The sequence below is a fragment of the Streptomyces sp. NPDC048751 genome (assembly GCF_043198595.1).
Lineage (GTDB): Bacteria > Actinomycetota > Actinomycetes > Streptomycetales > Streptomycetaceae > Streptomyces.
Genome location: NZ_JBICUX010000013.1, coordinates 1 through 26,397, shown reverse-complemented (window position 1 = coordinate 26,397; position 26,397 = coordinate 1). Strand labels below are relative to the sequence as shown.

Annotated in this window: 21 protein-coding genes and 3 pseudogenes; 12 read left to right on the top strand and 12 right to left on the bottom strand. The window is 69.7% G+C overall.

Going from position 1 to position 26,397, the window contains the following annotated elements:
• Nucleotides 1-8: 8 nt before the first annotated feature.
• The 5 genes from ACGFNV_RS34015 to glyA are packed head-to-tail and all read right to left on the bottom strand — an operon-like array spanning nt 9 to nt 6,299.
• Nucleotides 9-638, bottom strand: a complete 630-nt coding sequence (locus ACGFNV_RS34015) for a sarcosine oxidase subunit gamma (protein WP_393627831.1) — start codon at nt 636-638, stop codon at nt 9-11.
• Nucleotides 631-3,489: a sarcosine oxidase subunit alpha family protein gene (locus ACGFNV_RS34010; protein ID WP_393627829.1), complete on the bottom strand. Its 2,859-nt coding sequence runs from the start codon at nt 3,487-3,489 to the stop codon at nt 631-633. Before ACGFNV_RS34010 ends, ACGFNV_RS34015 begins: the two co-directional genes overlap by 8 nt.
• On the bottom strand, nt 3,486-3,767 hold the full coding sequence (locus ACGFNV_RS34005; RefSeq protein ID WP_393627827.1) for a sarcosine oxidase subunit delta: 282 nt from the start codon (nt 3,765-3,767) through the stop codon (nt 3,486-3,488). Before ACGFNV_RS34005 ends, ACGFNV_RS34010 begins: the two co-directional genes overlap by 4 nt.
• A gap of 10 nt (nt 3,768-3,777) precedes the next feature.
• Nucleotides 3,778-4,998 carry a sarcosine oxidase subunit beta family protein gene (locus ACGFNV_RS34000; RefSeq protein WP_393627825.1) on the bottom strand — a complete coding sequence of 407 codons (1,221 nt, stop codon included), beginning with the start codon at nt 4,996-4,998 and terminating at the stop codon, nt 3,778-3,780.
• Complete coding sequence (glyA, locus tag ACGFNV_RS33995; protein WP_393627823.1) at nt 4,995-6,299, bottom strand: serine hydroxymethyltransferase; 1,305 nt, start codon at nt 6,297-6,299, stop codon at nt 4,995-4,997. The genes ACGFNV_RS34000 and glyA overlap by 4 nt, the downstream gene beginning before the upstream one ends.
• Before the next feature lie 95 nt (nt 6,300-6,394).
• Between glyA and ACGFNV_RS33990 the strand changes: the two genes are divergently transcribed.
• From ACGFNV_RS33990 to ACGFNV_RS33980, 3 genes are all read left to right on the top strand, one after another.
• Complete coding sequence (locus ACGFNV_RS33990; protein ID WP_393627822.1) at nt 6,395-7,090, top strand: GntR family transcriptional regulator; 696 nt, start codon at nt 6,395-6,397, stop codon at nt 7,088-7,090.
• Between the two features lie 512 nt (nt 7,091-7,602).
• Complete coding sequence (locus ACGFNV_RS33985; protein WP_393627820.1) at nt 7,603-8,949, top strand: GH25 family lysozyme; 1,347 nt, start codon at nt 7,603-7,605, stop codon at nt 8,947-8,949.
• A gap of 60 nt (nt 8,950-9,009) precedes the next feature.
• Nucleotides 9,010-9,759: a D-Ala-D-Ala carboxypeptidase family metallohydrolase gene (locus ACGFNV_RS33980; protein ID WP_393627818.1), complete on the top strand. Its 750-nt coding sequence runs from the start codon at nt 9,010-9,012 to the stop codon at nt 9,757-9,759.
• Between the two features lie 69 nt (nt 9,760-9,828).
• On the opposite strand, the gene ACGFNV_RS33975 is transcribed toward ACGFNV_RS33980, so the two are convergent.
• Nucleotides 9,829-10,863 carry a helix-turn-helix domain-containing protein gene (locus ACGFNV_RS33975; protein ID WP_393627816.1) on the bottom strand — a complete coding sequence of 345 codons (1,035 nt, stop codon included), beginning with the start codon at nt 10,861-10,863 and terminating at the stop codon, nt 9,829-9,831.
• A 185-nt stretch (nt 10,864-11,048) separates the two neighbouring features.
• Here ACGFNV_RS33975 and ACGFNV_RS33970 point away from each other — a divergent pair, with 185 nt between their 5' ends.
• Nucleotides 11,049-11,948 carry an amidohydrolase family protein gene (locus ACGFNV_RS33970; protein ID WP_393627815.1) on the top strand — a complete coding sequence of 300 codons (900 nt, stop codon included), beginning with the start codon at nt 11,049-11,051 and terminating at the stop codon, nt 11,946-11,948.
• 103 nt (nt 11,949-12,051) lie between these two features.
• On the opposite strand, the gene ACGFNV_RS33965 is transcribed toward ACGFNV_RS33970, so the two are convergent.
• From ACGFNV_RS33965 to ACGFNV_RS33955, 3 genes are read right to left on the bottom strand one after another with little or no spacing between them, the layout of a single operon-like run.
• Nucleotides 12,052-12,588, bottom strand: a complete 537-nt coding sequence (locus ACGFNV_RS33965; RefSeq protein WP_393627813.1) for a DinB family protein — start codon at nt 12,586-12,588, stop codon at nt 12,052-12,054.
• Nucleotides 12,576-13,652, bottom strand: a complete 1,077-nt coding sequence (locus ACGFNV_RS33960) for a flavin monoamine oxidase family protein (protein ID WP_393627811.1) — start codon at nt 13,650-13,652, stop codon at nt 12,576-12,578. The genes ACGFNV_RS33965 and ACGFNV_RS33960 overlap by 13 nt, the downstream gene beginning before the upstream one ends.
• 51 nt (nt 13,653-13,703) lie before the next feature.
• Nucleotides 13,704-14,738 (bottom strand): alcohol dehydrogenase catalytic domain-containing protein, encoded by a 1,035-nt coding sequence (locus ACGFNV_RS33955; protein ID WP_393627809.1) that lies wholly within the window; start codon nt 14,736-14,738, stop codon nt 13,704-13,706.
• 267 nt (nt 14,739-15,005) lie between these two features.
• Between ACGFNV_RS33955 and ACGFNV_RS33950 the strand changes: the two genes are divergently transcribed.
• From ACGFNV_RS33950 to ACGFNV_RS33935, 4 genes and pseudogenes are all read left to right on the top strand, one after another.
• Nucleotides 15,006-15,740 carry a GNAT family N-acetyltransferase gene (locus tag ACGFNV_RS33950; protein WP_393628181.1) on the top strand — a complete coding sequence of 245 codons (735 nt, stop codon included), beginning with the start codon at nt 15,006-15,008 and terminating at the stop codon, nt 15,738-15,740.
• 194 nt (nt 15,741-15,934) lie between these two features.
• Nucleotides 15,935-17,689 carry an NlpC/P60 family protein gene (locus ACGFNV_RS33945; protein WP_393627807.1) on the top strand — a complete coding sequence of 585 codons (1,755 nt, stop codon included), beginning with the start codon at nt 15,935-15,937 and terminating at the stop codon, nt 17,687-17,689.
• A 187-nt stretch (nt 17,690-17,876) separates the two neighbouring features.
• Nucleotides 17,877-18,293, top strand: a pseudogene (locus tag ACGFNV_RS33940) (ATP-binding protein).
• A gap of 152 nt (nt 18,294-18,445) precedes the next feature.
• A complete protein-coding gene (locus ACGFNV_RS33935) occupies nt 18,446-19,342 on the top strand; it encodes a helix-turn-helix domain-containing protein (protein ID WP_393627805.1) in 897 nt (298 codons plus the stop codon).
• Between the two features lie 139 nt (nt 19,343-19,481).
• On the opposite strand, the pseudogene ACGFNV_RS33930 reads toward ACGFNV_RS33935, so the two are convergent.
• Nucleotides 19,482-20,273, bottom strand: a pseudogene (locus tag ACGFNV_RS33930) (IS5 family transposase); the annotation flags it as partial.
• A 1,152-nt stretch (nt 20,274-21,425) separates the two neighbouring features.
• On the opposite strand from ACGFNV_RS33930, the gene ACGFNV_RS33925 reads away from it, so the two are divergent.
• The 3 genes from ACGFNV_RS33925 to ACGFNV_RS33915 all read left to right on the top strand — a co-directional run bounded on the left by ACGFNV_RS33925 (nt 21,426) and on the right by ACGFNV_RS33915 (nt 24,611).
• Nucleotides 21,426-22,580: a hypothetical protein gene (locus ACGFNV_RS33925; RefSeq protein ID WP_393627803.1), complete on the top strand. Its 1,155-nt coding sequence runs from the start codon at nt 21,426-21,428 to the stop codon at nt 22,578-22,580.
• Nucleotides 22,581-22,805: 225 nt separating this feature from the next.
• Nucleotides 22,806-23,894, top strand: a complete 1,089-nt coding sequence (locus ACGFNV_RS33920) for a glycosyltransferase family 4 protein (protein WP_393627801.1) — start codon at nt 22,806-22,808, stop codon at nt 23,892-23,894.
• A 186-nt stretch (nt 23,895-24,080) separates the two neighbouring features.
• Nucleotides 24,081-24,611, top strand: coding sequence for a hypothetical protein (locus ACGFNV_RS33915; RefSeq protein WP_393627799.1), 531 nt, complete (start codon nt 24,081-24,083; stop codon nt 24,609-24,611).
• Here the strand turns inward: ACGFNV_RS33915 and ACGFNV_RS33910 are convergent.
• Nucleotides 24,598-24,879, bottom strand: a complete 282-nt coding sequence (locus ACGFNV_RS33910) for a hypothetical protein (RefSeq protein WP_393627797.1) — start codon at nt 24,877-24,879, stop codon at nt 24,598-24,600. The two genes, ACGFNV_RS33915 and ACGFNV_RS33910, sit on opposite strands and share 14 nt — an antisense overlap.
• A 123-nt stretch (nt 24,880-25,002) precedes the next feature.
• Between ACGFNV_RS33910 and ACGFNV_RS33905 the strand changes: the two genes are divergently transcribed.
• The gene (locus ACGFNV_RS33905; RefSeq protein ID WP_393627796.1) at nt 25,003-25,137 is read left to right on the top strand and encodes a hypothetical protein; all 135 of its coding nucleotides are present in this window, start codon (nt 25,003-25,005) and stop codon (nt 25,135-25,137) included.
• A gap of 1,172 nt (nt 25,138-26,309) precedes the next feature.
• Here ACGFNV_RS33905 and ACGFNV_RS33900 read toward each other — a convergent pair.
• Nucleotides 26,310-26,397 (bottom strand): annotated as a pseudogene (locus ACGFNV_RS33900) (IS5/IS1182 family transposase); the annotation flags it as partial.

The following is a 26,397-nucleotide window of genomic DNA, read 5'->3' as shown; positions in this document are numbered from 1 at the left end:
ACGGCCCGTCACGGCACCTCCGGGCCGCGGTACTCGCTCATGGCGTCGATGAGCCAGCGCGCCAGGTAGTCGGCGAACGAGGACCGTGGGAACAGTCGGTACGTCGGCGCGTCGTCGACCTGCCAGAGCAGTACCGCGACGGGTCCCACCGTGGTCGACACCGCCTCGCCGGGTGCGAAGGACCGGGGATGCAGATCGAGCGGGCAGCCCTTCTCCAGCACCTGCCGGGCGGCCGGGCCGCTCAGCTCCAGCGTGGTGCGGTTCGCGGAGACGTCCACGACCGAGCCCGGATCTCCGCCGAGTGCCTCGCGCAACTCGGCGACCACTGCGGGCGCGTCGGCCTGGGACAGCACGAGCCACTCGTCCGGGCCCAGCCAGGCGACCGTGTGGACGCCGGACTCGGCGGTGTTGCCGCACCGGCGCGGAAGCGGCGCCCCCAGGGTCTTCTCGACGCGGGCGGCCGCACCGGACGCGGGGTCGACACGCAGGTTCACCATGGTGAGGAACGGCCGCTCGGCCAGCGTGACACCGCGGGCGCCGGTGACGGCGGCGGCCCGCATCCGCTCGTCCAGATGTGCCAGGGGGCTGGTGCGCAACGCCACCGGGCCCGCACCTTTCTCGATCGTCGGCTCAGCCATCGCGCTTGGTCCCTTCGGGGTCGTAGAGGACGCAGTCGGCCACCTCGACGGGCACCAGGTCCTCGCCCACCGGGGCGAGCAGCGTCTCGCCGATCCGCGCCCGCCCGCCGGCGACGAGGGCGAGGGCGAAGGGGCGGCCGAGGGCCGGACTGTGGTAGCTGGAGGTGACATGACCGAGCATCGGCACCGGCCCGGCCCCGGGGGTGATCGGCACGCCCGGCGCGACGAGCTGGGTCCCCTCGGGCAGCCGGGTCGTGCGGTCGCTCGGCAGCAGGCCGACCAGTTGCTTGCGGTCGGTGCGGGAGGTGTCGGCGCGGGTGTAGGACCGCTTGCCGATGAAGTCCTTCTGCTTCGAGACCACCCAGCTCATGCCCGCGTCCTGCGGGGTGACCGTGCCGTCGGTGTCCTGGCCGACGATGATGTAGCCCTTCTCGGCCCGCAGGACGTGCATGGTCTCGGTGCCGTACGGGGTGATGCCGTACGGCCGGCCGATCGCGTCCACCTCCTCCCAGACCGCCGGGCCGTACCACGCCGAGACGTTGATCTCGTAGGCGAGTTCGCCGGAGAAGGAGATCCGGCAGATGCGGGCCGGGATGCCGGAGGCCAGGGTGGTCTCGCGGAAGGCCATGAACGGGAAGGCCTCGTTGGACAGGTCCACCTCGGGGGCGAGATGGGCGACGACCTCGCGCGACTGGGGGCCGACGACGGCGATCGTCGACCACTGCTCGGTCACCGACGTGCAGTGCACGTCGAGTTCGGGCCACTCGGTCTGCAGCCACTCCTCCAGCCAGTCCAGGACCCCGGCGGCGCCGCCGGTCGTGGTGGTCATGAAGTAGCGGTTGTCGTCGAGGCGGAGGGTCACGCCGTCGTCGAAGATCATGCCGTCGGGCTTGCACATGACGCCGTAGCGGGCCGTGCCGGGCTTGAGCTTCTTGAAGGCGTTGGTGTAGACGCGGTTGAGGAACTCGCCCGCGTCCGCGCCCCAGATCTCGATCTTGCCGAGGGTGGAGGCGTCCATGAACGCGACCCCCTCACGCGCCGCACGGCACTCGCGGGCCACGGCGGTGTCCATGTCCTCACCGGCCCGGGGGTAGTACCGGGGGCGCTTCCACTGTCCGACGTCCTCGAACTCCGCTCCGTGCGCGACATGCCAGCCGTGGATGGAGGTGGTCCGCTCGGGGTCGAACAGCTCGCCTCGCTCGCGCCCGGCCAGGGCCGCGAAGGCGATGGGCGTGTAGGGCGCCCGGTAGGCCGTGGTGCCGATCTCTCCCGGCGCGCCGCCGAGGGCCTCGGCGATCACACCGATCGCGTTGACGCCGGACGTCTTGCCCTGGTCGTTCGCCGTGCCGAGCGAGGTGTAGCGCTTGACGTGCTCGACCCCGCGCATGCCGGCGCCGGTGGAGCGCCAGACGTCGGCGACGGTGACATCGCGCTGGAGGTCGACGAAGTGGGTGTTCCAGGTGCCGGGTTCGCCGTCAGGGGCGGGTGTCAGCCACAGGGCACGCGTCGGGCCGATCGCGAGCCGCGCGACATCGGACGGCAGGGCCACCGGGAACCCGGCGTCCGTGGCGGCGCGTGCACCGGCGCGCGCCCCTTCGGCCCGGCAACCGTCGAGGTCGTACGTCCCACGCGCCGCACCGACGACCTGCTGGTCCCGTACCGCGCCGTCGGGCACGAAGGCCACCAGCTCCTCGTCCCAGCGCAGCCGTCCCTGACGCTGGCTGTGCAGATGCACCACCGGGCTCCATCCGCCCGACACAGCGAGCAGATCGCAGTCGAACGACTGGGCTCCACCAGTGAGTTGGCCATCGGCATCGAGTGCCTGAACGGTGACGCCGGTGAGCCTGTGGTCACCCGAGGTGCCGACCACCGCGCTGCCCGTCAGCACCCGCACCCCGGTCGCCCCGGCGACCTCGGCGGCGCGGCGGGACAGTTCGGGCCGCGCGTCCACGACGGCGGCGACGTCGATCCCGGCCGCGTGCAGATCGGCGACCGTGTCGTACGCGCTGTCGTTCGTCGTGCTCACCACGGCTCGCGAACCCGGCGCCACGCCATACCGGTTGACGTACGTCCGGACGGCCCCGGCGAGCATCACCCCGGGCCGGTCGTTGCCGGCGAAAACCAGCGGACGCTCGTGGGCGCCGGTCGCCAGGACCACCTGGCGGGCCCGGATGTGCCACAGCCGCTGGCGCGAGACGCCTTCGGGGGCGGCGGTTCCCAGGTGGTCGGTGCGCCGCTGGAGGGCGAGCACGTAGTTGTCGTCGTACGACCCGAAGGCCGTGGTGCGTGCGAGTACGACGACCTCGGGGGCGGCGTCGAGTGCGGCGCGGACGTCGGCGACCCACTCGAGGTCGCTCGGCGCGCCGGCGAGCAGCGAACCACCGGGCTCGGGCTGGTCGTCGACGAGGATCACGCGGGCGCCGGAGTCGGCGGCAGCGGCGGCGGCCGCGAGGCCGGCCGGTCCGGCCCCGACGATCAGGACGTCGGTGTGGACGTACTTCTTGTCGTGGACGGCGGAGTCGGGGGTCGGGTCGAGCCGGCCCATCCCGGACAGTGTCGTGGCGGACAGGCCGTCGTACAGCTCCACCGTCGTCGCCGGGAGCATGCCCTCCGAGCACGGGCCGTCGAGCTGGAGCAGGGCGTTGGGCTCCTCGACGCCCGCCGCGACGATGCCGCGCGGGCGGCCGCGGTAGAGCGAGGGGGCGACCTCGACGAGGCCGTTGGCCAACATCGCCGAAGCGACGGTGTCGCCCGGGTGGCCGGTCAACTCCCGCCCGTCGACGGTGAATCGAAGCAGAGTGCCGCGGTCGACACGGCCACCCCGCTGGATCCGGAAGCGCTGGTCGGTCATCGGTTCCCTCCGGGGCGGGGCTCGCCGGGCCGGTACGAGGTCAGCACCTCGTTGGTGACGGTGTCACGCAGGACGTTGAACCAGCGGCGGCAGCCGGTGCCGTGCATCCACCGCTCGGCGAAGGGGCCCTTGGGGTTGTCGCGGTAGAAGACGTACTCGGCCCACTGCTCGTCGGTGAGGTCGGCGGGGGTCTCGGGGTAGGGGACGTGGGCCTGTCCCCCGTAGTGGTACTCGGTCTCGTCACGGGGGCCGCACCAGGGGCAGGTGATCAGCAGCACGACGTCCTCCTCAGTGGGCCACGGCTGCCGCGCCGTGTTCGTCGATCAACGCGCCCGTCGCGAAACGGTCGAGGGCGAAGGGGGCGTTCAGCGGATGCGGCTCGCCCGTGGCGATGGTGTGCGCGAAGGTCCAGCCGGCGGCCGGGGTGGCCTTGAATCCGCCGGTGCCCCAGCCGCAGTTGACGTAGAGGTTCTCGACGGGGGTGGTGCCGATGATCGGGGAGGCGTCCGGCGTGACGTCGACGATGCCGCCCCAGGTCCGCAGCACATGCGCTCGCGCGAAGATCGGGAACAGCTCGACCGCGGCGGCCATCTGCTGCTCGATCACGTGGAACGAGCCGCGCTGCCCGTAGCCGTTGTACGAGTCGACGCCCGCGCCCATCACCAACTCGCCCTTGTGGGCCTGGGACACGTAGACGTGCACGTGGTTCGACATGACGACCGTCGGGTGGACCGGCTCGTGCAGCTCGGAGACCAGCGCCTGGAGCGGATGGGACTGCACCGGCAGCCGTACGCCCGCCCGCGCGGCCAGCACGCTGCTGTGCCCGGCCGCCGCGAGGCCGACGCGGCCGGCGTGGATGCGGCCGCGGTTGGTCTCGACGCCCACGATCCGGTCGCCGTCCTTGAGGAAGCCGGTGACCTCGCAGCCCTGGATCAGGTCCACGCCCATGTCGTCGGCGCGGCGGGCCAGCGCCCAGGCGACGTGGTCGTGCTTGGCGATGCCGGCCCGGGGCTGGAAAGTGGCGCCGAGGACCGGATACCGGGTGCGGGACGAGACGTTGAGGATGGGGCAGACCTGGGCGGCCTCGTCCGGTTCGAGCCACTCGGCGTCGACTCCGTTGAGGCGGTTGGCGTTGACGCGGCGCACGCCCTCGCGGACGTCCTGCAGGGTGTGCGCGAGGTTGAGGACTCCGCGCTGGCTGAACAGGAAGTCGTAGTCCAGTTCCTCGGGGAGCCGCTCCCACAGCTTGAGCGCGTGCTCGTAGATCGCCGCGCTCTCGTCCCAGAGGTAGTTGGAGCGGATGATCGTGGTGTTGCGTGCCATGTTGCCACCGGCCAGCCAGCCCTTCTCCAGGACGGCGACGTTGGTGATGCCGTGGTTCTTGGCGAGGTAGTAGGCGGTGGCCAGGCCGTGACCACCGGCGCCGACGATGACGACGTCGTACGAGGAGCGCGGCTCGGGATTGCGCCAGAGGAAGTCCGGGTGCTCCGGCAGCGGCTCGGCGGTCATGCCGCGCCTCCGTTCAGGTGGGGATAGAGGGGGAAGGCGGCGGCGAGTTTCCCGACCCTGGCGCGCAGCTCGTCGTCGGGCTGTTCGCCCTTCAGTGACTCGGCGATGATGTCGGCGACCTCCCGGAACTCCGCCTCGCCGAAGCCGCGGGTGGCCAGGGCCGGGGTGCCGATCCGCAGCCCCGAGGAGACCATCGGCGGGCGGGGGTCGAACGGCACCGCGTTGCGGTTGACGGTGATGCCGATGCGGTGCAGCCGGTCCTCGGCCTGCTGCCCGTCGAGCGCGGAGTCGCGCAGGTCGACGAGGACCAGGTGGACTTCGGTGCCCCCGGTCAGCACGGTGATCCCGGCCTCGGCCACGTCGTCGGCCAGCAGCCGTCCGGCGAGGATGCGGGCGCCGGCCAGGGTGCGCTGCTGGCGCTCCTTGAACTCCTCCCCCGCCGCCAGCTTGAAGGCCACCGCCTTCGCCGCGATGACGTGTTCCAGCGGGCCGCCCTGCTGGCCGGGGAACACCGCCGAGTTGATCTTCTTGGCGAGGTCGGCCCGGCTGAGGATCACCCCGCCGCGCGGGCCGCCGAGAGTCTTGTGGGTGGTGGTGGTGACGACGTCGGCGTAGGGCACCGGGTTCGGGTGGAGGCCTGCGGCCACCAGTCCGGCGAAGTGCGCCATGTCCACCATCAGGTACGCGCCCACCGCGTCGGCGATCCGCCGGAACTCGGCGAAGTCCAGCCGTCGGGGGTACGCCGACCAGCCGGCGACGATCATCCTGGGCCGGTGCGCTAGGGCGAGCCGCTCGACCTCGTCCATGTCGATGCGCAGGTCGGACTCGCGCACGTGGTACGGCACGACGTTGTACAGCTTGCCGGAGTAGTTGATGCGCATGCCGTGGGTGAGGTGACCGCCGTGCGCCAGGTCGAGGCCGAGCATCGTGTCGCCGGGGTCGAGCAACGCGAACATCGCGGCCGCGTTGGCCTGGGCACCCGAGTGCGGCTGCACGTTCGCGGCTTCGGCGCCGAACAGCTCCCTCACCCGGGCGATGGCCAACCGCTCGACGACGTCGACGTGTTCACAGCCGCCGTAGTAGCGGCGCCCCGGATAGCCCTCGGCGTACTTGTTGGTCAGGACCGACCCCTGGGCCTCCATGACGGCGGCGGGTGCGAAGTTCTCCGAGGCGATCATCTCGAGGGTCGACTGCTGGCGGCGCAGCTCGGCGTCCACGGCGGTGGCGACGTCCGGGTCGAGCTCGCCGAGCGGGAGGGAGAGGGGGGAGACGAGTGTGCTGGTCGACGGGCTGGTTGCCATCTGTGCACCATCCTGGGAGCCAACTAGTACGCTACTGATATATCAGACTCTGCGGTACGGTATGGGAGCTCGCCGGACAGGTCAAGGGGGCATTCATGCAGCAGGTGGCGACCGAGCCCACAGACGGGGCGGCCAGGGGATCGGAGGCCGGGGGCGAGGAGCTGTCCCTCGCCGAGCGCGCCTACCGCGCCGTCCGCGACCGGCTCGTCATGCTCGAGATCCGCCCCGGCGCGCCGATCAACGAGGAGCAGCTCGCACAGTCCCTCGGCGTCGGCCGGACGCCGGTGCGCGAGGCACTCAAGCGGCTCCAGTACGAGCGCCTGATCGCCACCTACCCCCGGCGCGGCACCTTCGCCACCGACGTCAACATCACCGACCTGGCCCACATCTCCGAGGTACGCCAGGAGCTGGAGCCCCTCGCCGCCGCCCAGGCCGCGCGGCGGGCCACGGCCGCGGACCGGGCGAATCTGACGGCGCTGCGGCGGGAGCTGGAGAGCGCGCATTCAGCTCAGTACGACACCATCGCGCTCATGCACCTGGACCTTCAGGTCCACCGTGCCGTCTACGCCGCCGCGCACAACCCGTACCTGGAGGACACCCTCGTCCGCCACGACAACCTGGCCACCCGCATCTGGTGCCTGTTCATCGACCGCCTGTCCGACATGGCGGGTCACGTCGAGGAGCACGGGCCGTTGATCGAGGCGATCGTCGCCGGAGAGCCGGAGAAGGCGGCGCGGCTAGCCCGCGGTCACGTCGAGGGCTTCGAACGGGCCATTCGCGAGGCGATCTAGGGTCTGTCGTTCGGATCAGGCCGGCTGTAAGACGCGGTGCCAACTCACTGGCGGAGCAGGGCGTCGCGGTCACCGTCCTTCGACGGCTGCGACGGGTGACCCGGACCCGGAGGGCTTGCAGGTGGAACTCGGGCTGGACGGCTTCGAGTTCCGCGAGCGCCGCACCTTCGACGCCGTCGTGGCCGAAATGGACACCGATCCGGTCCAGGCCCCCCAGCTGTTCCGCATGGGGGACGCCGTGGCGAGCCGGAATGTGCACGCCGCGATGCTGGACGCGGCCCGCCTCTGCCGGGCGATCCGAGGACCGTACCGCCTGGGCGTCCGCTTTCGGGTTTCAGCTCCGCCGCCCCTGTCCCGTGTCCATCCCAGGAGTGATCCGTCCCCGCAGGTCACAGGCCGCGGGACTGTCCCGGCGTCCCGATCCGAGGGTGTGGGGGTCAGCTTTCGGACAGCCGCTGCCAGCATGATCGGCGTCGGGAGCTCCCGGCCACTCACAAGAGGGGGAACACGAGATGGGACGGAGGACGCTTCTGCGGGGTCTGACCCTCGCCGTGGCAGCGGTCCTGCCCCTGTGCGGGCCCACTGCGGTGCGGGCGGCACAGGCCGTGGCCACCGCTGTCGCGGTCTGCGGGCACACGAGCGCACAGCCCACGCTGCAGCGGGGATCGACGGGGGACCCCGCGGTCGAGGCGCAGTGCGAGCTCAATCTGGCGACGAAGCCGAGCCAGTACACGCCGATCGCGGCGGACGGCACGTTCGGGCCGGCGACGGAGACGCGGGTCAAGGAGTTCCAGCGGTGTGCCGGGCTGGGCGCAGACGGTGTGCTCGGTCCGCAGACCTGGGCGGCGCTGAACACCTGGGCCGCACGCCCGCACACCTGTGCCGACCAGGGCACGTCGAGCACGGCACAGCCGACCGTGTGCGGCCACACCGACGCTCGCCCGACGCTGCGACGGGGCGCGAAGGGCACTGAGGTCAAGGAGCTGCAGTGCCGCCTGAACCTGGCGCTGGAGCCGTTCCACTATCCGCCGTTGACGATCGACGGCGACTTCGGGGGCGGGACCGAGAACCGGATCATCGAGCTTCAGCACTGCGCCAACCTCAGTGCCGACGGCGTCGTGGGCCCCAACACCTGGGCGAAACTGGTCGACTGGGCCGGCCGTAGCACGTACTGCGCGCCGCCCCGCCCCGCCGGCTACCCGATCGACGGCCTGGACACGGCCAAGTACCAGCACCCCGGCGGCGCGCCGATCGACTGGAAGGCCGTACGGGCCTCAGGTGTCGAGTTCGCGACGGTCAAGGCCACCCGGGGCCTGAACGTCACCGACGAATACCTCGCCACCGACCTCGAGGCGGCGAGGGCGGCGGGGCTGGCCGTCGCGCCCTACCACTTCTACACGGGCATGGCGCCGGACACGGGTGCCGCGCAGGCCGACCGGTTCATCGCCGCCGTGCGGGCGACCGGCTACACCGGGAAGCGGGCGGGCGACCTGCCGCCGATCTTCGACCTGGAACGCATGGACGACGGCAGCGGACGCTGTCCCACGTACGGCACGGTCGGCGATGCCAAGGCCTGGCTCGACCAGGTGGAGGCGGCCTTCGGCCGCACTCCGATCATCTACACCCAGAAGTCCTTCCTGGACGACTGCCTGGGTTCGACCACCGCCTTCGCCCGGTATCCGCTGCAACTCGCGGACTACCGCCAGTCCATCACCCAGCCGCCGCTGCCGAACGGCTCGACGACCTGGTCGATGTGGCAGTACACCGACGCCGCGATTTTCCCGGGCATCCAGGCACCGGCGACCGCGGACGTGTTCAACGGCACCCAGACCGACCTGGACCGCCTGGCCAACCGCTGATCCCGGCCGGACACCAGTACCGGCCTCGACTGGACACCACCGTCCCCCGAAAGGACGACGATGACTTCCTCCTTCCGTCCCATCGACCGTCGCGCCATGCTGCGTGGCACCCTGGCCGCCGGTGCCGGCGTCGCGTTCGGTCAGCTGCTGTTCTCGGGCGTCGCAGAGGCCTACTCCTGGTCGCGGACCCTGGAACAGGGCGCCAAGGGAGCCGATGTGACCGAGTTGCAGATCAGAGTCGCGGGCTGGGCGGCGGACAGCCCCAGCCACACCCGGGTCGGCATCGACGGCGACTTCGGCCCCGGCACAGCGGCGGCCGTACGCCGGTTCCAGGCGGCGTACGGTCTCACCGCCGACGCCAGTGTCGGGCCCAACACCCAGGCGAAGCTCAACGCGCTGGAGCAGTCGGACGGTTCCACGCTCCACTTCAACTGGAGCGAGTTCGTGGACCAGTCGAGCGGCACCTTCAACGGCGGCAAGGTGAGCGCGGCGCAGGCGAAGGAGAACGCCCGCCGCTGCATGTACAAGCTGGAGACGCTGCGCAAGAAGCTGGGCGACAAGCCGATCACCGTCAACTCCGGCTTCCGCAGCATCGCGCACAACGCCGAGATCGGCGGGGCCGGCGACAGCATGCACCTGTACGGCACCGCGGCGGACCTCGACGTCCCCGGCGTGGCCACCAAGACCGTCTACCAGAAGGCGGAGACCTGCGGGTTCTCCGGACTGGAGCGGTACACCGTCGACCACCAGCACGTCGACAGCAGGGCCGATCTCGGCCGGGACTGGTGGTGGGAGAGCGGCACGGTCTGACGCCGTCCCGAGTGATCCGGAGCCGGTAGCCCCCGGGTGCCGCCACGGCGGTGTCCGGGGCTCGGGGCTTCAGCTCTTCGCCTTGTCCTTCGGCTTGTCTTTCGGCTTGTCCTTCAGCGCCGCCTCGCAGGAGGGCCAGTCGTGGAAGTCACGGTGGGCGCTCCACAGTCGGTGGGCCGCCTGGATGTTCCACTCCGGGTCGAACGCCCGTCGCGGTGTGCCGTCGAGCTCCCGCAGGCGGGCGTCGGAGATCTGGAAGACGCCCCAGTTGCGGCTGCCGTTGGTGTTGGGCAGGACCCACAGCGGGTCGAGGAACGACGCACAGCGGGCGATGGCCACGGCGGTGTCGGGATCCTCGACGAACACCTCACGGATCCGCTTGCTCACCTTGGCCGGCGACCAGGTCGCCATGCTCACCTTCTGCGCGTAGAGCGCCTTCCTGGTCTCCTCGTCGACCACGTTCCTGGCCGACACACCCGCCAGCACCTGGAACGCGGTCAGTCTGCGCAGGGTCTCCGGTCCGAAGTCCCCGTCGACGGAGAGCCTGCCCTTGGCCTCCACCAACAGGGCCTGGACCTCACGCACACACTCGTCGTGCTGCCCCATGCTCACCGTCTTGCACGCCGGGGAGTACAGCAGCCCGTCGCCGTCCGCCGGTGAGGCACCGGCGGGGCGCCCGTAGGGCAGCCACACGAAGCCGGCCACCAGCACCACCGCGACCACGGCGGCCAGTACCGCCACGCGCGGGGACAGCTTGTCCGGTACCCGAAACCGTCGCTTCTCGGCCTCGTCGGGGGTGATCTCCGGCGGGGTGGTGTCGCCCGGCTCCTCCTCGGCGGTCACAACCGGCACGTCCCGGTCGGTGTCCGCCAGCGCCCACAGCCGGTGGAGTTCCCGGAGCTCCTCCGCACTGGCGCCGCACACCTTGGCGAAGGCGTGCACCACCCGGTAGTCCGTCGGGACGCTGAGGCCGGAGCAGTACCGATGCAGACTGGAACCACTGACGCCCGCCTCCTTGCCGAGTCGGTCGTAACCCCGGCCGCTGCGGTCCTTCAGCATCCGAAGGTAGGCGGCGAACTTCTCGGTTTGCGGAGAGGCAACCACAGATCCACCCTTGTTCAAGCCTCAAGTGACGGGGAGAAGCTACACCGCGGAGAAGGGTGCGGGGGCCCTTTCGCTGCCGCATCGTGACCGGCAAGGACCTTTTACCCGACGGTATTTGAGAGAGTGTCAACCAGCATAATTCTGCGTCCCGCAGGCGACAGGCCGTTCGAGAGAGGCAGCGCCAGGTGACTTCCACGCTCACGGCTTCGGCCGAGGAGGCCGGTGAGATCCGCCGTTTCTGGGGCGGGCTCGGTCTTCCCGGGCTGATCGACGTCCACACCCACTTCATGCCCGAGCGGGTCCTGCACAAGGTCTGGGACTACTTCGACACCAACGGCCCACTGACAGGCGGGCTTCAGTGGCCGATCACCTACCGGAAGCAGGAGGCGGAGCGGGCGGCCCTTCTGCGGGAGTTCGGCGTCAGGGCCTTCACCGCGATGCTCTACCCCCACAAGCCCGGCATGGCCAGGTGGCTGAACGGATGGGCGGCCGACTTCGCCCGCCGCACCCCCGACTGCCTGCACACCGCCACCCTCTACCCCGAACCCGACGTCGAGACGTACGTCCGTGAGGCCGTCGCGGCAGGGGCACGCGTGTTCAAGGCCCATGTGCAGGTGGGAGCGTACGACCCTGCCGACGCACTCCTCCAGCCCGCGTGGGCGTTGCTGGCCGACGCCGGCATCCCCGTGGTGATCCACTGCGGCTCCGGGCCCGCGCCCGGCAAGCACACCGGCCCCGAGCCCGTCGCGAGGGTGCTCGCACGCCATCCGGAACTGCGGCTGATCATCGCGCACATGGGCATGCCCGAGTACGAGGAGTTCTTCGACCTCGCCGAACGGTACGACCAGGTACGGCTGGACACGACCATGGCGTTCACCGACTTCACCGAGGGATTCATGCCGTTCCCGCGCCGCGCCCTGCCCCGACTCGCCGCCCTCGGCGACCGCATCCTGCTCGGCTCCGACTTCCCCAACATCCCCTACCCGTACCTGCACCAGCTCCAGGCCCTGGACAGGCTGGGCCTGGGACCGGACTGGCTGCGGGCCGTGTGCCACGACAACGCGGCGGACCTGTTCGGCGTGTAGCAGCTTCGCAGCGCGGCCTCGGCGGGCGGACGCCGAGGACTGCGGCGCCGCGTCTCAGGCCGCAAGGACATGCCGGCGGTGCTTGGCACGGGCGGGCTTCTCCCTACGGCTGCAGAACGTCTACGAGGAGATAGCCGTCGATACGGCGTACGTGCTCGCTGTCGGGGTCGAGCGGGAGTGCGTGGCCGAGGTCGCCGGCGCGGACTTCGCTGATCCACTGGTCGTGCTGGTACTCGTGGTTGATGAGTGCGGTGAGCAAGTGGGTGGCGACGACGGTGAGTTGCCTGGGGGCGCCGACCCGGCCGGCGGCGATGTCCCCGATGCGGGCGTGTACGCGGTCGGCCACGGTCTCCCGGAAGTCGGTGAGCCGTTCGACGGTGGGCAGCGCGCCGCGGAACTTCTCGGGGTTCGCCGAATCCATCAGGGCGTCCAGCTCAGGATCCGGGCTGGGCTCGGCCGCGGTGAGGTTGCGGACCATGAAGTGGGCGACATGCGCCTGGTGCCCCAGGTGCCAGCCGATGGCGCTGGAGTTCTCGTGCGGGCGCCAGGTCACCTCGTCCGGGGTGAGGTCCTTCCACAGGTCGTCGGTGTAGGCACGGGCACGGTCGTACTCGCGCAGCAATGCGTCTACCTGGAGCATGAGTTCGCCTCTCCTGTGGTCAGGGACGCCGTCACCGCGCGCTCGGCGGCGGCGAGGGCGCCCTCGATGTGTCCGGCGTACCGGTCGGCTGTCTCGGTGGAGGCCCAGTGCAGCCTGCCGCCCAGCGCGGGCCGCCGGTAGAGGGGGTGGCCGAACAGGGAGTGGTCGGCCAGGTGGTGCACGGCCGGCGGAGCGGTCCAGCGCTCGCTGCTCCAGTCCTGGACCTGGAGCGTCTCGGGCTCGGCGGCGGCGGGGCCGAAGAGCTGCGCCAGCTGAGTGATCACCGCCTGCTCGAAGCCCGGGCCGACGGCCAGGGCCGCGGCGAAGCCGAACAGCGCGGCGGGCCGCCCGTCGGGACCCGACATGTCGTGCAGTTCCTGCAACGGGCCGATCCTGCCGGCCGCCGCCCCGGCGAGCCCTTCGTCACGCCAGAAGGCGGAGGGGTAGTGGGCGACGACCTTGGCGACCGCCCCCATCCACACCGGGGTGGTGCGGGCGAGGCGAACCAGCTCCGGCGACAGCTCCGAGCCGAAGTCAATACGGGCGAGGGCGAGTGCGGGAGGTACGGCCACAACGACGTGCTGCGCGTACAGCACCGAGCCCGACGTGCGGACTTCGAGCCCGCCGGTGGCGCGGCGGTGCACTGCGGTGACGGGGCTGTCCAGTCGTACGGTGTCCGCGGGCAGTTGGGCCGCGAGGGTGCGAGCGAGGGTGTCGGCCCCCAGCGCGAAGCGGCGGGCGGGGGCGTCGATCAGGTTGCCGGGCAGCCGCCGTACGCCGGTGGCGTCCTGCACGAGCGTGTCCCCCGCGAGATGCTGCTCGAAGGTGTCGACGCCGAGCCGTGCGGCGAGATCCGCGACCCGTCCCTCCCCGTCCCAGAACCAGGTGGCACCCAGGTCGAGGGCCCCCGGTGGGCCGGCCTTGCTGAGCAGACGCCCGCCGATGCGCTCGCGGGCCTCCAGACAGACGTTGTCGCGCCCGGCGGCGACCAGCGCGGCGGCCGCGGCCAGTCCGGCGATCCCGGCACCGATCACGACGACATCGTGGTCGTCCTGCTGGAGCATGTACGGCTCCCTTTCTCTGCTCGCTCCGGTTTCCCTGCTCCACCACGGCGGTCAGGCGCCCGGAATGAGCACCGTCCGGAAGCGGGCCTTGCCCTCTTGCTGGATGTCCAGCGCCTGCTGCGCCTCCTCCAGGGGGACGGTCCGCACCTGGGGGCGGACACCGGTGGCGACCGCGAAGCGCATGGCCCGTTCGGTGTCGGCGGGGCTGCCGGTCAGATGACCGGTGACGCTGCGAGCCCCCATGACGACCTTCGCCAGGGGCAGTTGCAGGGGAGATCCGTCGAAGCCGACGACAGTGAGCCTCCCGTGCGGAGCGAGCCCGTCCACCAGCTCCGCGAGCGGCTTGCTGCTGGAGGCCGTCGACAGGATCAGCCGCGCCCCGCCCAACTCCCCCAGCCCGTCGCCGGGTTGCTGCCGCTCGGCGTCGATGTAGTGCCGCGCGCCCAGCTCCTCGGCGAGCCGGCGCTTCTCCTCACCCCGACCGATCGCCACCGTGTCGAACCCCATCGCCGCGGCGAACCGCACCGCCAGGTGCCCCAGACCGCCGATCCCGAGGACGGCGACCAGGTCGCCCGGCCCGGCACCGGAGTGCCGCAGGGCGTTGAAGGTGGTGACGGCGGCGCAGCCGAAGGGCGCGGCCTCCGCCGCAGACAGGCCCTCGGGGATCCGGGCGAGAGTGGTGGCGGGAACCGTGAGGGTGCTCGACCAGCCGCCGGGATACGACATGCCAGGGATCTTCCGCTCCGGGCAGTGGACAACGTCCCCGGCACGGCAGGCGGAGCAGTGCCCGCAGCTGCCGCCGAACCAGCCGACGGTCACCCGCTCCCCCACGCCCCACCCCTGCACCTGAGGACCCAGCTCCGCGATCACACCGGCGACCTCATGGCCCGGAGTGATCGGGAAGCCGGTCGCCGGAGCACGATCGCGGACCGTACCGATGTCGGCGCCGCAGATGCCGGTCGCGGCCACGTCGATACGCACCTCGCCGACCCCGGGTGGCCGCTCCACGACCGGGACGACCCGTACGGCATCCCCCGGCTCCGCCACCTGTGCGGCCCTGTGAACACGCTTGGCATCCTGGGACACGACACTCTCTCCTCGTAATTGAAAGGGACGCGGACATCCACAGGACATAGCGCGTATGAATCCGTCTGCACCGTAAGACGTCAAGGTCGATCCCGGTAGAGGATCATGGTGAATGGGGGCATAAGCAATGGTTATCGCCACGGGGGTCGACAAAGGCTGTGCCTCCAGCGCCTTTATCGGGCCCGTCCGCGGGAATCCGCGGCGGGGATAGGGTGTATCCCGAAATCATCCCGGGGGGCGTATCAAAGCAGTTCCCCGGTGCTTGACATCTACGAAGCGGTACGAGAAAGGCACAGCACGTTGAGGAGCCAGGACGCCGCCGTACTCGAGGACCCGGTGGGCGAGTCACTGCGTGGCCACCACGCGGGCCTCGCCCGGCGACTCGGCCAGGCAGCCGCCTACCTGCCGGAAGTCGCGAGCTTCTCGGCACCGTCCCCCGCCGCCGGTTCGGCGGACTGGTCCGATCTGGCCCGGCTGCTCGGTCGTGGCGCCTTCGCCGACATGTTCAGCCGCCGGGCGACCCCGCCGCCGGACTGGGAGCCGGTGTTCATCATGGAGGGCCGACAGATGATCTGGCCCGGCGGCCGACCCGTTCAGGCCCGCGCCGCGATCGACACCGGCCTGGTCGAGCTGGGTGCGGCCGATGTGCCGGAGATGCTCGATCTCGTCGCGCGGACCCAGCCGGGGCCGTTCTGGTCACGCACCCACGAACTCGGCACCTACCTCGGCATACGCACCGGCGGCAGGCTGGTGGCCATGGCGGGCGAACGGCTCCGACCTCCGGGGTGGACCGAGATCAGCGCCGTCTGCACGGCACCCGAGGCACGAGGGCGAGGCCACGCCGCCCGCCTGGTGAGCGCGCTCGCCGCACGCGTCCTGGCACGCAACGAACGGCCCTTCCTTCACGTGGCCGAGACGAACACCGCCGCGATCGCCCTCTACGAACGACTCGGCTTCGAAAGCCGCACGCAGGTGACGTTTCGCGGGTTCCGTACGCCGTGAATGGGGAAGCAGCCGCCGCGCTGCTCGCCCAAGTCGGCAGTCGTTCACCCCCGTACAACGAGCCACGCCACAACCGGCCGACGCCGCCTGTCCGTCCGCGTGCCGAACCCCGCCAGACCGGCCATCTCGTCTGGTACTGGGCGAAGTTGGGGGTGCCGTGACGCATCGGTGGCCATTGTCGGATCATGAAGCACATGTCTCACACATCCCGACGAAGACTCCTCGCCACCTTGGCGGCCTCTGCCGCCGCCCCGCTCACCGGTCTGGCCGCCGCCCCGGCACGTGCCGCCGCGGTGGCGGACGTGCCTGCCTTTCCAGGGCCGGGTGGCCTGCCCTCAGCCCGCTCGTGGGTGACCATGGAGCCGCTGGGCGCCTCGCACTTCACTCCGGTGGCCCTCACCACCCCGCTCACCACCACCGTGCTCGCCGGCACCCCGGCCCGGACCGAGGTCACGTCCGGCGGCAAGCGTGTCGCGCTGCTGACGCACGGCGCGCGAACCGTCGTGCTGCCCGGCCCGCAGCGGACGTTCGCAGAGAACAAACGGCCCTTCGAGGACGACTTCAAGCGGACACTGCCGGACCTCAGGACCGCCGAGGAGAACCGGGTGTACTGGGGCACCTCGCCCGGCGGCGGCAAATGGGTCACGTCCGAAACCTTCAAGACCGACTTCTCGGTGGTGCCGGGCACCGGAATCATCGACCTCACGACCGCCGGGTACAGCCGGCACGCCAGCCTGCGTGACGACGAGATCACCGACGTCGACGCGCGCTGCACGGCCAGGTTCGACAAGGTCCCGACGGGGCAGGCCTGTTCGTTCGCGCTGACCTTCGGCTACGGCAGCACCCAGAACCACTACCGGGCGCGGCTGTCCTTCCTCACCTCCGGGGCGGTCGAGTTGCGGTTGGAGAAGGAGGTCAGCAACGACGTGACCTCACTGGCGACGTCGGTCACGCTGGCCACGGGTGTGCCGGCGGGGACCGACTGGACGATCCGGGTGCGGCGGGAGGGCACCCGGATCCAGGCGAAGGCCTGGCAGTCCGCGTCGGCGCAACCGTCTTCGTGGACCTTCGACGTCACCGACACCACACCCACGTTGACCAAGGGCCGGGTGGGCCTGCGCGCCTTGGCCAACGAGGGCTGCACCAACCTGCCGGTCCGACTGTCCGTGAGCCGCCTCGAGGTGGACACCGCGAACTGGGCGGCCCTGCCGACCGTCACCCACGGCGACTGGGTGCGCCTGCTGCCCGAGCCGTTCGACGGCACCTGGACGGCCGAGCTGGACCGGACGCTCCGCGGCTGGGCCGGATCCACCGTCCCGGACGTACTCGCGTACGCGGCGATGTTCCTCGGCGGCGTTCCGGCGGTCACGGCCGGCGCCGGACCGGCCCAGGGCAAGAAGGTGTTGGGCGAGGCCGGGTACGGCTATCCCGACGCGCAGGGCTTCCTGCTCGAGGGCGCCGACTTCCACGAGTACATGGGGGTGGGCTGGACCTTCCCGGACGGCACGTACGAGAGGCCGTCCAGCAGCCAGGTCGGCAACCTCGACTGCTCGGGCTACACGCGCATGGTCTACGGCTACCACCTGGGCGTGCCCCTGGCCGCCAAGGAGGACACCTCGGGCACCCGGATCCCGCGCAAGTCCCGGCACATCGTCGACTACGCGCCGGGCGTGGTCGTCGACCGCGTCACCGGGACCACCCCGCCGGCCGCGGCCCTGCTCCAGCCGGGCGACCTGGTGCTGTTCAACGCCGACTCCAGTGACGACGGGGTCAGCGCCACCGTCGACCACGTCGGCATCTACCTGGGTCTCGACGCCGGCGGCAAGCGCCGCTTCCTCTCCAGCCGCAAGACGGTCAATGGGCCCACCATGTCCGACCTGGGCGGCGCGTCCCTGCTCGACGGCTCGGGTACGTACGCCAAGACACTGCACACCGTGCGTCGTATCTGAGTGCCTGTTTCTAAGCCCCGGCGTGAAGGTGCACAGGTCGGAGGACTCGCTTCAGGTGGTCGTGACGAAGCGTGGGGCGGGTGAGGGGACGCGTCTGCTTGTGGTGTGTGGTGTGGTGTGGTTTCGGGGGTATTCGACGGGCCTTAACCGTGTTGCTCAGGACGAGGGTGGCGGTGTGCTAGCAGTGGTGCCCGAAAACGAAAACCAGCCACTGGCTACCGTCCCATACTGTCGGCTCTGGCCTTCGCCGGGGACGAGCCGGTGACCGAGGCCCGGCATGCGGCCCGTGCCTTTTTGGTCGAGGTGCAGGCCGTGCACGAAATTCCGGCTGGTGACCAACGCGCACAAGTACGCGCCCGGCCCGTGTCTGCTGGACCTGGAGATCAGCGACGGCGCCGTGGAGATCAGCGTGTGGGACACCGATCCGACGCTTCCGGTGGCCCAGGCCGCTGATCCGTGCCGGGTCGGGCAGCACGGTCTGGAAATCGTGATCAGCGTGTGCCGCAGCTTCGAGATGCGCCGGGAGCCGGTGGGCAAGCGCATCAAAGCCGCCGTCGTGCTGGCCGACGACCCCGGCGGCCACCCGGCAGGCCGTCTGATGTGACCGTCGCTTGCTCAGTTCCTGTGAGGCAAATTACAAGGTCACAGTCCGTTTGGCAGCCGCGAACACGACCGGCATGGCGCACGATCGACAGCCCTTGTCCATGGCAGTCTGCGGACCAACATGATGGCTTGAGGCCCGGAGGTACACCGCTCGTGGCGGCGAACATCAACCCCACCGTCAGGAGGCGCCATCTGGGAGCCGAGCTCCGCCGACTCCGCCAGGACAGTGGGCTGACGAGCACCGAAGCGGCGGAGCGGCTCATGGTCTCCCAGCCCAAGATCAGTCTCCTGGAGAACGGCCGCCGCACCATCAGCCCCCGCGATGTGCGCGATTTGTGCGCGATCTACGGGGTGACGGACCCGCAGGTCATCGACTCACTGATGCAGATGGCCAAGGAATCCGGGCAACCGGGCTGGTGGCACGCCTACGGCGACATCCCCCAGAGCGCCTACATCGGCCTGGAGACGGACGCCACCTCACTCCACACCTACGAATCCATGACGATCCCTGTTCTGCTGCAGACCCCCGCCTACGCCTGCGCGGTCATCGGGGAAACGATCCCCCAGCTCACCGCCGAACAGGCCGGCACGCGTCTGAAGGTGCGGCTGCGCCGTCAGCACCGGATCTACGACCCGACCCGGCCGCTGCGCCTGTGGGTGGTCCTGGACGAATCGGCACTGCGCCGTGTAGTCGGCAGCCCGGACGTCATGCGGGAACAGCTGGAGCATCTGAACGCGCTCGGCGCCGAGCCGCACATCGCGGTGCAGGTCCTCCCCTACCCAGCGGGTGCCCATCCGCGCCTGTCAGGACAGTTCTCCATCCTGCGGTTCGCCGACAGCTCCGCGACGGCGCCGGTGGTGTATCTGGAGCGGTTCACCAGCGACCTCTATCTGGAGAAGCCATCGCTCGTGCAGCATTACAGCGTGCTGCACGACCACCTGCAGGCCCAGGCACTCAGCCCCGGCAGCAGCCGCGGCTTCATCACCGACGTCACCAAGACGTACATCGACGAGGCAGCCACCCCTGAGTGCGGCGCCGGTGAGCGTTGAATCCGCTGACAGGTTTCGCGGGCGGTGGGACAGTGTGCTCAGGGCCGTGGCAGGAGCAAGGTGATGGCCATGGCCTTGACAACGATCAGTCCCGCTGGGCTTCGCTGGATGCCGGTTGCCCGCTTCTGCGGGAGCTTCGGCGGGTGATCCGCCTGCTCATGAGCCTGATCGCGGCCCAGGTGACGAGCGATTCCGAGTGCTGGATGAACCGTTCGTAGTCCCGCGGGGCGTGCATGATCCAGGCGTGTGAGCGTTCGACGACCCAACGCCGGGGCAGAACGATGAACCCGGCGGTGTCCTTTGGGCGGCTGACGGTCTTGACCGTCAGGTTCAGGTAGGTCTTCGCCCAGGTCACGAGCTGTCCGGCATAGGCGGAGTCGGCCCAGACGATCGTGATTTCGGGGAGCATCAGCCGCAGCCGGAACAGCACTTCCTTGGCCGCGTTGCGGTCGGTCATGTCGGCCGGGGTGACCATGACGAACAGCGGTAGGCCCTTGGTGTCCACGACCAGGTGCCGCTTGCGGCCGTTGATTTTCTTGCCGGCGTCGTAGCCGCGGGAGTCCTTGCCAACGGTCTCGGCGGCCTTGATCGACTGGGAGTCGATGACGGTGGCGACCGCGCCGGGCGCCTTGCCCATCTCGCGGCGGATCCGTTTGCGGAGTTGGTCGCGGATCTGTCCGACGATCCCGGCGGCGGCCCAGCGGGCCATGAAGCCGTAACACGTGCGCCAGGGCGGGAAGTCCTTGGGCAGGGCCCGCCACTTGCGGCCGGTGTCCACGACATAGCGGATCGCGTCCACGATCTCCCGGCGGGGATGCTTCTCGGGACGGCCCCGTGCCTTCGTTTCGCAGGCCGGTGTCGGCAGCAGGGGCTCGATCAGGGCCCATTCGTCGTCCCAGGTGTCGGAGGGGTAGCAGCGCCTGCGCGGCAACGTTCCTCCCTCCAGGACGGGGGCTGGGCCGGCCGCTTCGCGGCCGGCGTGAAGGACACCCCCGGCACCCGGCGGTCCTCCGGCCACCTGGACGCGGTCGCGCAGCCGCTTGTACCAGGGGTCCAGGTAGCGGCCGGTCTGCCTGCGCACGTGCGCCTCGATCGGCGCGACGTCGAAGCCGAGCTCCTGTGCGTAGGCGACGGTCGGGGTGGCGTACCAGGCCGGGCCGGTCGGGTGCTCGCCGGTCGGCGTGAACGGCGAGGGGAGCCGGTCGGCGTCGACGGTATGACCGTTGATCTGCACGCGGGCGAGGTCGACGTGGGAGAGGTCGACCAGCCACGAGCCGGGCAGCGCCGGGTCCGCCGCGGCGGCGCTGCCGAAGCCCCGCACTGACCCGGCAGGCCGGTCTCAAACGAACGCACCTCCTCTGCTGCCCCCGCACCCGGGCTCGCCCTCGTCCTGGGCCACGACAAGACCGGGCTTGCGTTGTGTCGGCGGGCCGATGTCGCCGGTGACACCCTGCCAGGCATGGCCCTGAGGGACGGAGGAGGTGAGCCTCGAGAGGTCGCCGCCCGGATGGTCGTCACCCAGAGCGAGGACAGGGCCAGCGCCCCTGTCCTGCGGCCGTCATCTGCGAGTGGTTTTCCGGCCATTGTGAATCGCTTCACCCGCAGGGCGTTCGGTGGCACGGAGGGGATGGGGGGTGCCGCGGGACGCTTGGGAACGTGAGCGCAGTTCGCGCGGTGTGCGTGTGGCAGGTGCCGTCACTTGAAGCGGGCCTCGGCCGGCCATCCGTGTGGCAGGAACAAAATTCGTACGGCCAGATCCCCTTTTGCCGAACCCCGAGATAGGGCAGCCTTTTCGAGCGCGACAATGACTGCGCAAATCGAAAGTTCCCGCAGTTGTCTGCAAATTCGGGCGTAGGAGGTGTGCGCATGTGTGAGAGCGACATAGCGCAGCCGATAGCCCGCTCTTTGGGGTAACGCTGGCACGCTGATTGTCATCCGGCCGCGTAATCCGGATGCCCGTACCAGGCGTTTCCATTCCCCATTTCCTCCAGCTTGCCCATCGCGCGTCCCTGGTTTCTGCGGCGTGTGACGTTGGGCTGTGCTGGCGCATTCCCCTGCCGTCTGGAGACAAAGGACAAATGCTGTGACCAATCCTGAAAGCCCACGTGTCGCCGAGCGTGAGCCTGCCATCTACGTGGTCGCGGGCAACGGCACCACGGGTTATGACAGCGACTACGGGCCGGCCGTCTGCGCCCCGCTCAACAACCCCCGCAAAGTCGCGGTTGACTCCGTCGGCAACCTCTACATCGCCGACTACAGCAACCACCGGGTGCGGAAGGTGGACGCGGCGACCGGGCAGATCACCACGGTCGCGGGCAACGGCACCGCCGGCTTCAACGGCGACAACCAACCCGCCGTCAACGCCCAGCTCAACGGTCCCCGTGGTCTCGCGGTGGACTCCAGCGGCAACCTCTACATCGTCGACAACAGCAACCACCGGGTGCGCAGGGTGGACGCGGCGACCCGGCAGATCACCACGGTCGCCGGCAACGGCACCGCCGGCTTCAACGGCGACAACCAACCCGCCGTCAACGCCAGGCTCTACAATCCACACACTGTCGCGGTGGACTCCGGCGGCAACCTCTTCATCGCCGACACGTTCAACCACCGGGTGCGGAAGGTGGAGGCGGCGACACGGCAGATCACCACGGTCGCCGGCAACGGCACCGCCGGCTTCAACGGCGACGGCGGGCCGGCCATCGATGTCCGGCTCAACAACCCCGTCGGTGTCGCGGTGGACTCCGGCGGCAGCCTCTTCCTCTCCGACTACAGCAACCAGCGGGTGCGGAAGGTGAGTGGCGTCGCTGCCACGGTCCAGTTCTCGGTGGCGCCTGGCGGACCGCCGGATGTGCGACTGGAGCGCGCCGGCAACACCGGCTACCCGGGGGTGCAACTGCGTGCGGAGGAAGACGGCACGGTCCCTGCGCAGAGCGTCCGCGTGGATCTTCCCGCGGGAGCAGGTCTGCAGTTCGTGGCCGAACCCCGGTACCAGCTGACCGTGCTGGCTGCCGGTGGGACCTCGCGTGCCTACTACGGGACTGTGTCGGCGGACGGGCAGAGCCTCACCTTCGACAATGTCGATCTGGCCCTGTCGGGAAGGGGTTCGGTGTCCGCGGCATGGGTCGCGGTGAAAGCCCTCGCCGGCGCCCGGCTGGGAGACACCAGGCTGACGTTCCGCGTCGGCGCCCGGACCTCGGATTCCACGACCATCCGCGTCGAGGATCCGACGGCCAGGTGAGCAGCGGCCTTCCCACCGGAAGGCCGCCACGACAGACATCCCGCCCGCAGGGTCCGCAGGCCGCGGCAGGTCCGCGGCCTGCGGACCCGCGGGCCGGATGCTCGAGGGCGCCCCTCCAGTGCCGTGTTGTCGTCTTGTCCTCAACAAAGGGAGTACCCACAGGTGGACACGGTGGCGCCTCGCCCGCACAGGCCCGCACCGACCTCACCGGCCAGGTCACGAAGCATGCACATCATGGCCCGTGTGTACGGATACCCACCCGACCACAACGCAGGATCCGAGTGGATGCTCCACTCGATGCTCCGTCCGCTGGCCGAGCGTGGTCACCAGGTGGAGGTCTGGCTCTCACACCCAGGAAGGATCGACAAAAGTTACGAGATCGACGGCGTGCAGGTCGTCCCCTTCCAGGAAGGCATGGATTTCGCCGCCCAGGCCCAGAAGACGGACGTCCTGCTGTCCCACTTCGAAAACGTGCCCTTGATGGCGGGGCTCGCGCGAGACCGCCGCATTCCCCTGGCAGTGATCTGCCACGACAACTTTGCCACCAGCTTCCACAACGCGGCCGGCGCTGATCTCGTCGTCTACAACAGCGAGTGGATCAGACGGGACGCCGAAATCTTCTACGCCCGCTACCCGCGAGAATTCCTGCCCAGGCAGAGCATCGTCGTCCGACCGCCAGTGATCGCGGAGGAATACCGTACACAGCCCGGCGACTGCGCGACCCTCGTCAATCTCAACTCCGACAAGGGCGGCGAGCTGTTCTGGCAGATCGCCGCCTGGACACCGGAATGGAAGTTCCTCGGTGTCCGCGGCGCCTACGGACAGCAGATCATGCCGCCGCCCCGACTGCCCAACTGCGAAGTCGTCGACGGAGTGCCCGGTCAGCAGATGCGCGAACACGTCTACAGCCGCTCCCGCGTGATGCTCATGCCGAGCCTGTACGAGTCCTGGGGACGGGTCGCGGTCGAAGCGTTCGCCTCGGGCATCCCAGTGATCGCCCATCCCACACCCGGGCTCGTCGAGTCCCTGGGCGAAGCCGGGATCTTCGCCTACCGCGACGACCTCAACGCCTGGAACCACGCTCTGACGTCCCTCCAGGACCCGGTCAACTGGGCCCAGGCCTCCCGCCGTGCCAAAGCCCGCTCCATCGAGCTGAGCGCAGCTCCCGACCTGGACATCTGGTGCGACGCCATCGAGACCTTGCACGACACGAAGCGACGGACCAGCTCTCCGACAGCAGCCCAGCCGACTCCATGTGAACCGCTCCCGAATACTCCAGCCCTCGCAAAGCGCCTGCTCCCCTTCCTCCGCTAACGAGCTCATGCACGCTAAGCGGTGAGGCGTCGAGCTTTTGATCGTCGGTCATGGTCGTGTGGTGGGGGAACGCGCCTCGTGCAGCGATCATCAGCGACCGGAGGATCACGGGCCTGTCGGCCAACGTGATCGCTGAACTCGTCGCAGAGCTGGGCCCGTTGTGGCACGAACGGCACCAGGCCAAGCTTGCGTCCCGGCCGCGGAAGCGCGCTGTGGGCGCGGGTGCGAAGCACCGGCTGGTGTTCGTCGATCGGCTCCTGGCCACGCTCGTGCACCTCCGGCATCGGCGAGGTGCGGCCCCTGCTCGCCGAGCGAGGCTGCACGGCCAGCCCCGGAGTGCGGCCGCAGACCCTGGCCGAGGTCGTCGACCACCTCGGCTCAAGCGGGACGACCGGCATCATCGACGGCACCGAGATCCGCGCCCGTCGGCCCGCCGCCGGACGCAAGGACCGGGACACGTTCATCTCCGGTCAGATGGGCGATGCCGTGTTCGACCCGGATGCGGCCCAGGACCGGACCGGAGGTGAGGTCATGGAGCGGGAACAGCTCGAACGGCTGTTGGGGGCGGTGATGGCGAGCGGCTCTATGGAAAACAACAGTCGGCCGGTGACCACCGTGTGGTGGTCACCGGCCAGTGCGGGGCATCCGGCGGGGCTGAGGTGCAAGTGCTGCCCTGCGTGGGACCCGGAGAGTCGGTTCCTTCTCAGACCGCTGTGATCTTGGCGAGCGGCTTGTTGGCGGTCCAGCAGGGTGAGTCGAATCTGAGGACGCCGACGCCGCCCGCACCGCCGTCGCAGTAGGCCGCGGGGTCCGTGGAGTTGAGGAATACCGCGTCCGGGTTTACGTCGATGCCCTGGTACGGCGCTCCGGGGAACGTCTGCGCTCCGACGTTCAGGCTGTCGTAGGGGCAGCCCGTCGGGGTGCTGTAACACGGTGCGCCGGTGCCGATGGGGTTTGCTCCGGCATTCGTAGTGTTGAACGCCACCGTCCAGATGACCCTGTTGTGGTGTTGTCGGCCGACGGGCGGAACGGGATGCTGCTGTTCTCGGTCCTGGAGGCCAGCAGGGCGCCCCGTGCCGGAGTGGTTCCGGATTCGTCCACCGCGTAGATGTTCATCGTGATGGGGTGGGTGAACGTGGCGCCCGGCGTGGTCGTACAGGTAGTCATGCTGCCGCTCTCGCAGGCCCAGCTCGACATCACGACTTCCATGGAAGCCAGTTCACGCCCGGTGCCGCCGAACTGAACTTCATCGCCGAACTCGCTCGTGCGCTGCGCCTGATAAGCCTGGGACGCCACATTTCCGGGCAGCACGTCCGGAATCGAATTGTAGATCGGCACGGCCGTCGGTGTCGGCGTGGGCGTCGGTGTCGGCGTAGGCGTCGGTGTCGGCGTGGGCTTTGGCGTGGGTCCGGGCGTGTGTGTCGAGGTCTGGTGGCAGTCGTTCTTCTGGTTGCCCTGGACTGTGTGGACGGCATCGACCTGGCCAGAGACACAGTGCTGAGGGGAACGGACGCCTCCCAGCGGCCCCGCGATGGGGTCGGGGTCTTGCGCCCCGGCGGCCCCAGCCCCGGCGAACACGACCACTGCCGAGGTGAGCCATGCAACGGTAAGGCTTGACCTTTTCGCCATTCCGGTACGTCTGTATCGGTCCAGAATCCCGCGCACTTGCGCTCCTGAAAAAGATCATTCGACCGGTCGGAACGGATACTGCTGCCGGCCTGAGGAAAACCATCCGATCAACTCGCCATTCGCTGACAGCTTCATTCGGCAGGCGAGTGGATACCTGAGCAAGGAAAACGAAAGATGGCGCTATTTTCAAAAGTAGAGGTTTCCTGATTACCCGAACGGGCGCCCGTGTGGTTATGCGCCGAACTTGACCTCAGGGTTCAGCATTCCGAGACCCTGAGGCTGATGGGGAGGCTGTTCTCCAGATGGCCACGGCGGCTGGACCAGCAGTGCCGGCCCGTTGTGGAGCGCTGGCCCGTCCAAGCGAGGCAGGCGGGCTGACAGCAGCTAAGGGGGCGATGCACTCTTCGTATGTGCCTCAGCCGCCGAAAGCCAGCCAGGGCATTCCGGCCGCCTAGTCCACGATGGCGTTCGGCGACTACCTCACCTACTGGCTCGCCCGCCGTCGCGCCGGAACGACTCAAGCCGTCCCCGCTGAACAGCTACGAGGGGCTTTCCCGCCTGTACATCCGGCCCGCCCTCGGCAAGAAGCGGCTGAATCGATTGTCGCCGACGGACGTGCGCCGCTTCCTCTTGGAGTTCAAGGGCTCGTGCCTGTGCTGCCTCCGAGGTTCGGGCGCTGTACAGCTGCCGCAGCTCTATGGGCGTAGGCGAGGTTGTTGCGGCTGGTCAGGGTGTCGGGGTGGATGCCGCCCAGGATCTGCCAGAAGGGCGCCCAACTTACAACGGCTAACACAATGAGCTGAGTTGTCGGTGGGCGATCAGGCAGCAGGCGAGTTTGAGGAAAGCTTCGTGGATGTCGGCCCGCCGTTCCCAG